Genomic DNA, 12,630 nt, shown 5'->3' with positions numbered 1-12,630 from the left:
GCCCGTGCCCGTCCTCGCTCTCGACACCTCCGGCGCGGTCGCCGTCGCGCTGACCTCCGACTCCGGCGAGGTGCTCGCCTCCCGGTCGGAGAGCCAGCAACGCCACCACGCCGAGCTGCTCGCCCCGATGATCACGGCCGTCCTCGCCGACGCCGGCGTCGATCGCCGCGACCTCACCGCGATCGTCGCCGGCACGGGCCCGGCGCCGTTCACGGGCCTGCGCGTCGGCCTCGTCACCGCGCGCACGCTCGCCCTGGGCCTGGCGATCCCCGTGCTCGGCGTCCCGTCGCTGGACGCGATCGCCGCCGCGGCCTCGCGCACCGCGCCCGTCGGCGCGACCATCCTGGTCGCCACCGACGCGCGCCGGCGGGAGGTCTATTGGTCCAGCTACCGCGCCGACGGCCCCGGCGAGGTCAGCGTGTTGGCCGGCCCGACCGTGGGAGCCGCCGCCGCCGTCACCGTCGAGCCGGGCGCGATCGTCGTCGGGCGCGGCGTCGCGCTCTACCCGGCCGACCTGGGCGACGCACCCGTCCCGGACGGGCTGCTCGACCCCGACCCCGCCGAGCTGGCCAGGCTCGCGCTGGCCCGGCGTGAGCTGGGGCAGGCCCTCCCCACGGAGCCGCTGTACCTGCGCCGACCCGACGCGGTGCCGTCCGCGGGCAGCAAGCGCGTCGGCGGATGAGCGTCCGTCCGCTCACGGCGGCGGACCTGCCCGCGCTCGAGGCGCTCGAGCGCGAGCTCTTCGGCGCGGGCGCGTGGTCGGCGGCGATGCTCGCCGAGGAGCTGACCGGCCCGGGCCGGTGGTACATCGGCGTGGACGTCGACGGAATCCTGGCCGGGTACGCCGGGTTGTGGTTCGACGGAGACGACGCGCAGGTCATGACGATCGGGACCGGCACGGCTCACCAAGGCCGCGGGCTCGGACGCGTCATGCTCGACGCGCTCGTCGACCGGGCCCGGGCGCTGGGTGCGGCCTCGGTGCTGCTCGAGGTCCGGGTGGACAACGAGCCGGCGCTGCGGCTGTACGAAGGCGCGGGCTTCGCGCGGCTGGGCCTGCGCCGCGGGTACTACCAACCAGAGAACAAGGACGCCTGGACCATGCGGCTCGAGCTGTCCGCACCGTCGGGCCGACCGGAGGGAATCGCATGAGCACTCGTGACGACGTGCTGGTCGACGCCGTGAGCCTGGCCGCCGAGCTCTCGGGGGACGAGCCGCCCGTGCTGCTGGACGTGCGCTGGGCGCTGGGACGCTCCGATGGTCACGAGCAGTACCTCGCCGCGCATCTCCCGGGCGCGGTGTTCGTCGACCTGGACGCCGAGCTCGCCGCCCCGCCGAGCGCGGCCGAGGGGCGGCACCCGCTGCCCGACGTCGCCGACCTCGAGGCGGCTGCGCGGCGCTGGGGCGTCCGCGAGGACCAGCCGGTGGTCGCGTACGACGCCAGCGGCGGCACGTCGGCGGCGCGAGCCTGGTGGCTGCTGCGGTGGGCCGGGCACCGGCAGGTGCGCCTGCTCGACGGCGGGATCGACGCGTGGACGGCGGCCGGCCTCACGCTCGAGGCGGGCGAGGTCGCCGCCGAGCCGGGCGACCTCGTGGTCCGACCCGGTGGCATGCCGACGATCGACGCGGACGCCGCCGCCGCGTGGGACGGAGCCCTGCTCGACGCCCGTGCGGCGGAGCGGTTCGCGGGTGAGGTCGAGCCCGTCGACCCGCGGGCGGGCCACATCCCGGGTGCCGTCTCGGCGCCGACCACGGCGAACCTCGCGTCCGACAGCACCTTCCTGGACGCGGACGCGCTGCGCGACCGGTTCCGCGCGCTGGGTGCCGCCGCCGGCGCGCCCGTCGCGGTCTACTGCGGCTCGGGCGTCACGGCCGCTCACGAGGTCGCCGCGCTCGCCGCTTCCGGGATCGAGGCCGCGCTCTACCCGGGCTCGTGGTCGCAGTGGTCGAACGACGCGTCACGCCCGGTGGTCACCGGGTCCTGACGACCGCGCGCTCACGCGGCGGCGGCGCTCGCCGGTGGCGTCGCTGCGGGCTCGATGTGCCTGCGTCGCACGACGAGCAGGATCCCCAGCACGAGGTAGGCGAGGACGGCCGCGACGGAGCCGGCGTAGGCCTTCTGGTCCACGAGGATCGCGGTTCCGGTGAGGATGGCGAAGTCGAAGAAGCCGTGGAGCACGGAGTTCAGCCAGGTGCTCCGCGCGGCCCGCCGGACCAGGTAGAGAAAGTAGCCCGCGAGGCTCACCGCGACCGCCTGGCCGAGCGCGCCCGCGCCGCGCGACCCGAGCGCGTTGGTGATGTGGACCAGTCCGAAGACGACGCTCGACCACAGCGCGACCGTGCCCTCGGGCAGGCCGTGGTCGCGCAGCGTGACGTCGCCGATCCCGCGGAACATCCCTTCGTCGCCCCAGCTGACCATCTGGGTCGCGACGACGAGCGCGAGGACGAACCCAAGGCTCTTCTCCGACAGGGCGGAGTAGTCGATCGCCAGGACGATGCACACGACGAACACCGCGGGCACGGCCCAGACCCAGCGCTGCACCGGCCGCTCGTCGCGGAACACCGGACGCCACCACCCCAGCCAGGCGACGAGCGCGTAGACGAACACGAGCGCGAGCCCCAGCGGGATCCACATGCCCAGCAGCACCCGCGCGTCGTCGACAACGCGTCGTCGCCGAGGTCGGCGACGTCGTTCAGCAGGGCGCCGACGCCCTGGATGATCGCCAGGTACACGATCACCGCCACGGCGAACCAGAGGCAGGACAGGCGGCGTCGCCACGGCTCCTGCGTCGGCGTCGCCATGCGGTTCGATCCCCGTGTCGTCGACCGTGCTCCTCGCTCGCGTGCGTGCCCGGACCGAGGAGCCAGACCAGCATCCTCACGGTGCTCGCGGGTGCGGGCAAGGTGCGCGGGGCCGGCCGCTGGTGAGACGGCGCGAGCGCGCACCCCCGCGGGGATGCGCGCTCGTCGCGTGCCGCCAGTCGGCTGGTCAGACCGTCAGCGAGACCTGCTCGTAGTCCAGGCGCGCCGCGCGCGGGTAGGACGTGCCCTCGCCCTCGCGGTGGCCGACGTTGATGATGAGCTGCGACTGCCAGCCGTTCTCCGCGAAGAACTCGGCGTCGACGCCCGCGGTGTCCAGGCCCGCCATGGGTCCGGCGTCCAGACCGGCGGCACGCAGGCCCACGATGAGGTAGCCGAACTGGATGAGGGTGTTCATGCGGGCCATCTGCTCGCGCTGCTCGGTCTGCGGGTCCAGCGCGTCGGCGAGCGCGCTCATGTGCGGCGCCAGCGTGGGGATGTGCTGGTGGAAGCCCGGGTCGGACGCGACGACGAGGGTGACCGGCGCGGCGAGCACGCGGTCGCGGTTGCCGTCGTTGACGTGCGCCGCCAGACGCTGGCGGGCCTCGGGTGTGCGGACGACGAGGAGCCGCAGCGGCGTGGTGTTGATCGCCGTGGGCCCCCACTTGATGAGGTCGTAGACCGCGGCCAGCTCCTCGTCGGTGACGGGCTGGTCGGTGAACGTCCCGATCGTGCGGGCCTGCCGGAACAGCAGGTCGGCGACGTCGTCGCCGACGGCGAGAGCGGGGACGGGGAAGTCGAGGCCGTCCAGGACGGTGGTGTCAGTGGTCATGACTCGTTCAATCTTCAACGACCGACGCGTGTTCCGCGGATCGCGGTGACGCTGGTCACTCCTCGTGCCCGCCTATCCTTGAGACATGGCGCAACCCCTCGTGCTCGGGATCGAGACCTCGTGCGACGAGACGGGCGTCGCGCTCGTCCGTGGCCACGACCTGCTGGTGGACGCGGTCGCCTCGTCGGTGGACGAGCACGCGAGGTTCGGCGGGATCATCCCCGAGATCGCCTCGCGCGCCCACCTCGAGGCCATGGTCCCGACGATCGAACGGGCCCTCGCGACGGCCGACGTGTCGCTCGGCGAGGTCGACGCGATCGCAGTCACTGCCGGGCCCGGGCTGGTCGGCCCCCTGACGGTCGGCGCCTCGGCGGCCAAGGCGCTCGCGGTCGCGCTCGACAAGCCGCTCTACGGCGTGAACCACGTCATCGGGCACGCGGTCGTGGACGAGCTGGTCGACGGGCCGTTCCCCGAGCGCGTGATGGCGCTCGTCGTGTCGGGCGGGCACTCGTCGCTGCTGCTCATCGACGACACGGTCAACGTGACCGAGCTGGGCTCGACGCTCGACGACGCGGCGGGGGAGGCCTTCGACAAGGTGGGCCGTCTGCTGGGCCTGCCGTACCCCGGCGGCCCGCACATCGACCGTCTCGCGCGCGAGGGCGACCCGTCCGCGATCCGCTTCCCGCGCGGGCTCACGGCACCCAAGGACCAGGCGAAGCACGCCACCGACTTCTCGTTCTCGGGCCTCAAGACGGCCGTCGCGCGCTGGGTCGAGGCACGCCAGGACGCCGGCCTCGAGATCCCGCTGCACGACGTGGCCGCCTCGTTCGCCGCGGCTGTCGCCGACGTGCTGACGGCCAAGACGATCGCCGCGTGCCGGGCGCAGGGCGTCTCCACCCTCGTCGTCGGCGGAGGCTTCTCTGCCAACTCCCAGCTGCGGGACATGGCCGCCGCGCGGTGCGCCGAGGCGGGGATCGAGCTGCGGATCCCGCCCATCCGGTACTGCACGGACAACGGCGCGATGATCGCGGCGCTCGGCTCGGCCGTGGTGAGCCGCGGGCTGCCGCCGTCGTCGCTCGACATCCCGGTCGACTCCTCGATGCCGCTCACGACCGTCCTCGTCTAGCCACATCCGCCGCCTGGGCGATGGATCAGGTGCACGTTCAGCGCTGAAGCGTCCGGCCCCGCCGGGCGACGTCGTCGGGCTCCGTGTGAGATGGTCGCTTTGTCTGAAGTGCTCCGCCAGCGGGCGTGCGCGGGGCGAGGCGAGCGGAGGGTGCCGCGATGCGGTCGTCGGATGGGGACAGCCAGCGGGCGCGACCTCCTCGAACCCAGCGACGACCACGCCTGACCGACCTCGCGGCCGCGGGGGCCGCTGCAGCGCTGATCGCGGTCCCGTTGGTGGTGGTCCCGGCGCTCCCGGCGGCTGCCGCCGACTGGGGCATCCAGAAGGTCGAGATCTCGCAGGGCCCCTACCAGCCCGGGGACCAGGTCCAGTGGGTCGTCACCGTCTCCTGCTCCGACCCGAACGCGAACCCGTGCACTAACACGGTGCTCACCGACCCGCTGCCCGACGGCGTCGACCTCGTCAGTGCGTCCATCCAGAGCGGCCCGGCCGGGGGTGTCATCGATGCCGACACCGACTCGAACACGGTGACCTACACGAACCCGAGCGTGCCGAACGGCGGGCAGGCGCAGATCCTGGTCACTGCGGAGGTCGATCCCGACCTGCCGTTCTCGCAGAGCGGCCAGTCCATCACCAACACCGCAACCGTCGTGGCCGACAACGCCGCCAGCCAGGACGCGTCCGATGCGATCGCGCCGATCGTGCCGCTCGTGCTCGACTCGGACACGACGAAGTCGATCGAGCCGACGGGCGGCATCGCGTCTCCCGGCACGGCAGCCACGGTGACGCTGGGCTCGACCAACACGTCGAACGACCCGGTCGACACGCTCGTCATCCAGGACCCGGTGGATCCGTCGGCCGCCCCGAACCCGTTCACGCTGCTGGGGTACACCGGCACGGGAGAGATCACGTACCCGCCGAACGCCGACACGGTCACGGAGGAGTACTGGGACGGCGACTCCTGGGAGCCGCTCACCGATGCGACGCCCTCGGAGGACGTCCTGGGTGTCCGCTACACGTTCAGCGGCGACATCCAGCCTGGCGCGACCGCGTCGGTCCCGGTCGCGGTCGAGCAGACCGATGCGGTCACCGCGCTGACCGACCCGACGACGGTGGCGAACGACGCGACGTCGCATGTCACGCACGGGGGCGACGAGTCGACTCCGACCGACGCCGACGACACGTACGTCATCACGCCGCCGAACAACAGCGTCACGGCTTCCAAGTCGTTCGACCCGGCGACGGTGAGTGCCGGAGACCCGACGACGGTGACGATCGGTGCGACGAACAACGGTGACCCGACGACGTCCATGACCATCACGGAGCCCTCGCCGGGCACGGACAGCCCCTTCGAGGGTGCGGACCCGCTGACCTTCACGGGATTCGGGCCCGACGGGGACGGCACGGGCGTGCAGTGGCCTGCGAACGCCGACACCGCGCGCGTGACCTTCGCCTGCGCGGACGCCACGACGCCGAGCGTGAGCACCGCGACCCCGAACACCCTGCCGAACCCTCCGCCCGGCTGCGACGTCACCGGCTTCGCCGTCACGTTCACGGGTCCCATCGTCTCCGGCGCCGAGGCATCCGTCCCGTTCACGGCGGACACCGACCCCGACCAGGCCGCGGACGACGTCACCCACCCCAACGAGGTCACAGCCACCGTCCCCAACGCCGACGACACCGCGTCGGCCGACCTCGTGACCCTGACCGACCGCCTCGCGACGGAGACGGGCAAGAACATCTCGCCGTCGACCATCCCCGCGCTTCCTGGCCAGACCGTCATCGTCCAGCTCCCGACCCAGCTGCTCCCGTTCGGCCCCGACGGGTCGACGACCGGCGCGAACGACGTGGTGATCCAGGACCCCACCGACCCTGCCGATCCCGGCGAGTTCTGGTCCGACTTCGACGCGACCGCGGTGCGCTCGACGGACGTGCCCGCAGGCTCGACGTTGACGGTCAGCTACTGGGACGGCACGCAGTGGGTGACGGACCCGAGCTGCGGAACGTTCGCCGGCCCGACGACGGTCAACTGCGACCTACCCGCGGATGCCCATGGCGTGCAGTTCTCCTACCACTCGGACGCCGGGTTTCCTCCCGGCACCTCGTTCCAGCCGAACGTCGTGGCCGCGTACGACGGTCCCGAGGAACGCGACGCTCCGATCTCCAACTGCGGTGCGTCGAGCGCGTCGTCCGCCACGGTCGATCCGACTGCCCCGGCGGAGGGCTGCGACACGGTCGACCCGTTCCCCGTGCCGACCGATCCAGGCGACCTCGACTTCTTCGACAAGACGTTCCTCGCGCCTCCGGGCCAGTCGGACGAGCCGTACTCGCTGCGCGCCCGCACGCAGGACCAGATCACGGCGCAGCTCACCTGGTCCACCAACGGCTTCAACGGCGTGGACCCCATGGTCCTCAGCGACGTGGCCGCACCCGCCGGCACCGTGATCGCCGACTCGTTCTACGACGCGTTCGATCTGCGCCGGGTCGAGGCCGTCGATGCCGCGACCGACCCGCTCATGCGGTACGACGCGATCACCGGGGTCGAGCTGTTCATCGGTGGCACATGGGTGGACGCCGTCGGGGACCCCTGCAGCGTCGCCGTCCCGTGCGTCGGATCGTTCCCCGGGTACACGTTGTCCGCCGACGAGAGCGCGGCGGCCACGTCGGTGCGCCTGACGTACACCGAGTCCCCGTCCCGAGCCGAGTTCCCGAGCGATCCCACCGTCCCCGCGGCGGGTGACGGTGTGGCGCGCTCGACGCAGGCCGACGGTCGCCACCTCGACCTGACCTTCCAGCTGCGGGACGAGAAGCGGAGCGACGGAAGCCCGGTCCTCGGTGCCACGAACGGCACGATCTACAACGAGGGTGCGGCGAACCCGGGCCTCGTGGACGACACGGCGAGCGCCACGGCCACGTTCCAGGGCGCGACGCGGACCGACGTCGACGACGACGACGTCCTCATCATCGACACGCCGATCAACGTGGGCATCACGAAGGAGTGGACCGGCGGCCCGATCTCGGTCCCGCCGGAGGGCACCCCGGACACGGCCTACCCGTCGACCCACGCGCTCCTCACGGCCACCAACAACTCCGTGGCGAGGGTCGACACGTTGCGGATCGCCGAGCCGTCGAGCGCGGGGGCCGACGTCGAGCCCGAGACGACTGCGGGCACGCAGCCCTTCGACGCGTTCACCCTCACGAACATCGTCGTGACCGCGCCAGAGGGCACTGCGCCTGTCGGCGACGATGCCTTCCCCGACGGTGGCACGACGGTCAGGCTCACGACCCAGGCGGGCGTCTCGACGGATTACACGGAGGTGGAGGCGGAGGCGCTCGCGCCTGCGGCACTCGCCGACGTCGTCGGCGTGGAGGTCCGCTTCGACGGGCGGATCGTCTCCCAGGCCGAGGGTGTCCTCGACCTCACGCTGAAGCTGCGTGAGTTCGACCGGTACCAGCCGACCACGCGTGTCGAGGTCGCCGGCTACTCTCCGGTGGCCAACAGCGCCGGCGCCGAGGTCACGGACCCGGGCGGGACGTCGGCCGACAACCCGCGAGCCTGGGACACGGCGGACATGGAGCTCCGGGACGCGCGGATCGGCATGGAGGAGACCAAGTCGTTCAGCCCGGCGTCCATCGTCGAGCCCGGCTCGGACGCGGAGCCGAACCCGACCTCGACGCTGACCATCGCGGGGCGCCCGACGGGCCCGTCCCGCGCGGTCGAGATGACGCTGACCGACGTCGACGGAAGCTTCTGGAACCAGTACGACCTGGTCGGCTTCGACGCGTCCACCCTCACCGCGCCGATCGACCAGGTTCAGGTCGACGCCTACACGGGGGGCTCGTACGACCCCGCGAGCGACACCTTCACCGGTGGGCAGTGGACGAACGGCACGCCGGGCGCGACGTTCGCGCTCCCCGGCAACGTCTCGGCGGAAGACGTCACGGGCCTGCGATTCACGTTCACCCGGGCGGACGGTGCGATCTGGGAGAACCCAGCAGACCCGACTCAGGCGGTCCATCTCGACGTCCGGGTGCGCGACACGCTGCGCTCCGACCCGGCGACGGCGGTGCCGAGCGACCTCGCGACGAACGCCCCGGCGCCGGGGGAGGACGCGCCGGGCCTCGCGACCAACGACGTGATGGCGACCGTCACGGGGGCCGACCTGGTGATCGACCCCGACGACCCGACCGGGGACCTCGTCCAGGTCAGCGGGGATGCGGACGCGCGGGGTGTGATCACCTACGAGCATGCCGAGAACGGCGTCCGGATCGTCAAGGACTTCGACGGCACCGTCAGCCGCGGCACCGAAGCGCCCGATGCGGTGTTCCCGATGAACATCGCGATCACGAACACCGGCAACCGGCCGATCTACGACCCCGTCGTGACCGACGACCCGATGCCGCGGGATGCCGACGGTCCAGAGCTGCGCCTCGCCGACGGTGTCGACGAGCACTACGCCTACGCCCTGACCGGTGCCGCACCCGCGCCCGCGAACGGACCGGCGATGCCCACCGACCCGGCGGACGTCACGGTCGACGCCTCCGGCAACCTCTTCGCGCTCACGTTCACCTTCCCGGAAGGAACCGTGCTCGAGGTCGGGCAGACCTACACGATCACGGTCCAGGTGCAGTTCCGTACCGGGCTGACCGCGAACACCACGGTGAACAACACCGCCGGGGTCACTGGCGATCGCCCCTGGGACACGTGCGAGGTGCGCCTGAACCCGGAGACCGGCGAGTGCGAGGCCGAGGCCGACGTGACCCCGATCCCGGCGGCGGTGCTCGCGCAGTCCAAGGCGGTCAAGGCGACGGACGGCGACCAGCTGGACGTCCTGGTGGATCCCGACGCGGCGAACCAGGATGTGACCTGCACACCGGACGCCGACGGCTACTACCTCTACCCGTGCACTCCCGTCATCCCTCCGGGTCACGACGAGACCTGGCAGGTCCGCGTGGAGAACGTCGGGAACCTTCCGATGAGCAAGCTCGTCATCTACGACCGCCTCCCTGCCCCTGGCGACACGGGCTCGTTCGCCTCCGGTGAGCGCGGTTCGCTCTGGCGTCCTGTGCCGGACCGGGCGCACCCGCCGGCGCTCGTCAACGCACCCGCCGACGCGACGGCAGCGTTCTACTACTCGACCGTGCAGGACTACTGCATGGACGACCTGCAAGATCCCTTGCGCGAACCGACCTGCCCCACGGACGACCCCGCGACCGGGTGGGTGCAGCTGGTCGGAGGGGAGAGCCAGGCGGTCTACGAGTCGATGACGGCGCTCAAGGTCGTCGTGACCTTCCCGGACGACGCCCCGTTCCGACCGGCTCAGACGGTGGCCATCGAGGGCACGACGATGACCCCCGCGACGGTCCCTGATGCGGGAGACCGGGCGGTCGCGTGGAACTCGGCGGCGGTGAGCGGAGTCGCCGTGACTGATCGGGGGAGCGTGAACCTGCTGCCGACCGAGGGCACGAAGGTGGGCGTGGCGACAGCGAGCGGACCGCTGCAGGTGTCGAAGAGGGTGATCGGTGACGGCGCGAAGTACGCGCCCGCGGAGTTCCACCTGCAGGTCACCTGCACGTCCGCCGTCGGCACTTTCCTCGAGACCGCCCTGCCGCCCATCGCGATCACGGTGACCCCCGGAACTCCCGTCACGGTCCCCGACATCCCGTATGGCGCCGAGTGCACCGTGGCCGAGAGCACCCCACTCAACGGGCAGACCCAGCTGATCGTCCCGACGGTCACCATCGACAGCGAAGACCCCGAGAACCCCACCACGATCCTGGCGGTCAACCGCTATGACCTGGCGAGCCTGGTCATCTCCAAGGAGGTCGTCTCCGAGGCGGTCGACCAGAACGGTGACCCGGACGACTTCGGGCCGTTCGAGGTCCAGGTGCGCTGCACCTTCCTCGGCAACCCGGTCTACGCGGACGGCTACGGGCCCGCCGAGCCGATGGACCTCACCATCGAGGGCGGCGGGGAGATCGCGCTCACGGGCCTGCCGGTCGGCGCGGACTGCGAGGTCACCGAGACGGCCACGGGCAACGCGACGGACATCGACGTGACCGTCCAGGAGGGATCGCGTCCCCCCGTCGTCACGCCGGGGAATCGAGCGACCGTGAACCTCGTCGGCGACCTCGCGGGCGGCCCGCGCAACACGGCCCAGATCACCAACACGTTCGACGTCGGCGAGATGGACCTGACCAAGGTCGTCGCCGGCGACGGCGTCCAGCTGTACGGCGCTGGACCGTTCGCACTCCATGTCACCTGCACCTTCGACGACGACGGAGCAGGCCCGAACCGCCCGCGCGTGGTCTACGACAGCCCCGTGGTGCTCGGCGGCGCCGGGCCGCTGTCGGCCCAGATCTCGAGGCTGCCAGTCGGTGCTGTCTGCCGGGTGAGCGAACCTCGCGCGGGCGGCGCCACGTCGACGAGCATCCAGCCGTCGCGGGTGACGATCGGTTCGGCGGGTGACGACCCGGTCGAGGTGACGGCGACGAACACGTTCGACGTCGGGCGGATCACGGTCGACAAGGTCGTCGACGGCGACGGAGCCGACGAGTTCGGCGCGGGTCCGTTCGAGGTGTCGTTGGCGTGCACCTTCGACGACGAGCGCGTCGGCATCCCCGGCGGCGCCACGCACACCCTGGTGCCCGGGGACCCGGTGACGTACGACGACCTACCGGTCGGTGCGGACTGCACGCTCACAGAGACCGGGACGGGTGGTGCGAGCTCGACGAGCATGTCGGTCACGACCGGTCGTGGTGACCCTGTGGTCACCGACGGGTCGTCCGTCGACGTCGTCGTCCCGCCCCACGTCCTCGGGCGCGAGGGCACGGTCGCCATCGTGGCCACCAACACGTTCGACGACGGTGCGATCACGGTGGACAAGGTCGTGGACGGCGACGGCGCCGAGCTCTACGGCGGCGGGCCGTTCGAGGTCTCGCTCGCGTGCACGTTCGAGGGGGCCGACGTCGACATCCCCGGCGGGGCGTCGCGAGAGATCACGCCCGGGTCGCCGGTCACCTACGAGGGCCTCCCGGTCGGTGCGGAGTGCACGGTCACGGAACCGGCGACCGGCGGCGCGACCAGCACCGTCATCGCGGCGGGCGACGCCGGCGGCACCACGGTCGTCGTTCCCGAGGGCGACCCGGCCGCGGTGACCGTGACCAACACGTTCGACGTCGGCGAGGTGCGCGTCTTCAAGACCCTGACCGGAGACGACGCCGCTGCGCACGCTGGCGACGTCTTCACGGTGTCCCTCGCCTGCACACAGGTGGTCGACGGCGACACGGTCGACGTGGACATCCCGGGCGGCCCCGCGCGGGAGGTGTCCGAGGCGGACGGCTGGGAGGCCGTCTATCTCGACCTGCCTCAAGGGGCCGACTGCGTGGTGACCGAGACGGACGCCGGTAGTGCGGACAGCGTCGAGATCGTCGTCGACGGTGAGAGCACGGTCAGCGACCCCGGCGAGGGCACGGCGACGTCCGCCTCGTTCGCGCTCCCGGTCGGCGACGACGTCTGCGCGCCGGTGGACGTGATCAACACCTGGTCGGACGGCTCGGGGTCGGCGACGGGAGGGACGGGCTCGTCGTCCGGGGCTGCCGTCGACCCATCCGCGCCAGTCTCCTGCGCGGACGGTGGCGGAGGTGTGCTGCCGTCGCCGGGTGACCTGTCGAACACCGGTGCCGACGTGGCGCGAGGGATCGCGGCGACGGCTTCCCTCGTGCTCGCGGGTGCGGTGCTGGTCACGCTGCGGCGCAGGCGCACCGTCTGAGCGGCACGGCTGCGGCCCCGAAGGGGGCGCGCGGGGCGCTGTTGGATATGTCCGACTTGGTTGGATCTTGACACCCTCCGACGTCGGGTGGACCGTGGCCTGGA

The 12,630-nt window shown here is 72.1% G+C and carries 7 protein-coding genes; 5 read left to right on the top strand and 2 right to left on the bottom strand.

Annotated elements, in window-relative coordinates; translation table 11 throughout:
• Positions 1-4 precede the first annotated feature (4 nt).
• The 3 genes from tsaB to QRT05_RS12260 are packed head-to-tail and all read left to right on the top strand — an operon-like array spanning position 5 to position 1,982.
• Positions 5-682 carry a tRNA (adenosine(37)-N6)-threonylcarbamoyltransferase complex dimerization subunit type 1 TsaB gene (tsaB, locus tag QRT05_RS12270; RefSeq protein WP_289447559.1) on the top strand — a complete coding sequence of 226 codons (678 nt, stop codon included), beginning with the start codon at positions 5-7 and terminating at the stop codon, positions 680-682.
• Entirely contained in the window at positions 679-1,149 is a 471-nt protein-coding gene (rimI, locus tag QRT05_RS12265) for a ribosomal protein S18-alanine N-acetyltransferase (RefSeq protein WP_289447558.1), read from the top strand. Before tsaB ends, rimI begins: the two co-directional genes overlap by 4 nt.
• A complete protein-coding gene (locus tag QRT05_RS12260) occupies positions 1,146-1,982 on the top strand; it encodes a sulfurtransferase (protein WP_289447557.1) in 837 nt (278 codons plus the stop codon). Before rimI ends, QRT05_RS12260 begins: the two co-directional genes overlap by 4 nt.
• An 11-nt stretch (positions 1,983-1,993) precedes the next feature.
• Here the strand turns inward: QRT05_RS12260 and QRT05_RS12255 are convergent, their stop codons facing one another.
• On the bottom strand, positions 1,994-2,644 hold the full coding sequence (locus tag QRT05_RS12255; protein ID WP_289447556.1) for a CPBP family glutamic-type intramembrane protease: 651 nt from the start codon (positions 2,642-2,644) through the stop codon (positions 1,994-1,996).
• Positions 2,645-2,986: 342 nt separating this feature from the next.
• A complete protein-coding gene (locus QRT05_RS12250) occupies positions 2,987-3,628 on the bottom strand; it encodes a malonic semialdehyde reductase (protein WP_289447555.1) in 642 nt (213 codons plus the stop codon).
• A gap of 85 nt (positions 3,629-3,713) precedes the next feature.
• Between QRT05_RS12250 and tsaD the strand changes: the two genes are divergently transcribed.
• Positions 3,714-4,754 carry a tRNA (adenosine(37)-N6)-threonylcarbamoyltransferase complex transferase subunit TsaD gene (gene tsaD / locus QRT05_RS12245; protein ID WP_289447554.1) on the top strand — a complete coding sequence of 347 codons (1,041 nt, stop codon included), beginning with the start codon at positions 3,714-3,716 and terminating at the stop codon, positions 4,752-4,754.
• Between the two features lie 158 nt (positions 4,755-4,912).
• Positions 4,913-12,526, top strand: a complete 7,614-nt coding sequence (locus QRT05_RS12240; protein ID WP_289447553.1) for a DUF5979 domain-containing protein — start codon at positions 4,913-4,915, stop codon at positions 12,524-12,526.
• Positions 12,527-12,630 lie beyond the last annotated feature (104 nt).

The organism is Cellulomonas edaphi, assembly GCF_030362815.1.
In the GTDB taxonomy this organism is placed as follows: Bacteria; Actinomycetota; Actinomycetes; order Actinomycetales; family Cellulomonadaceae; genus Cellulomonas; species Cellulomonas edaphi.
This window is presented reverse-complemented; position numbering and strand designations above follow the sequence as displayed.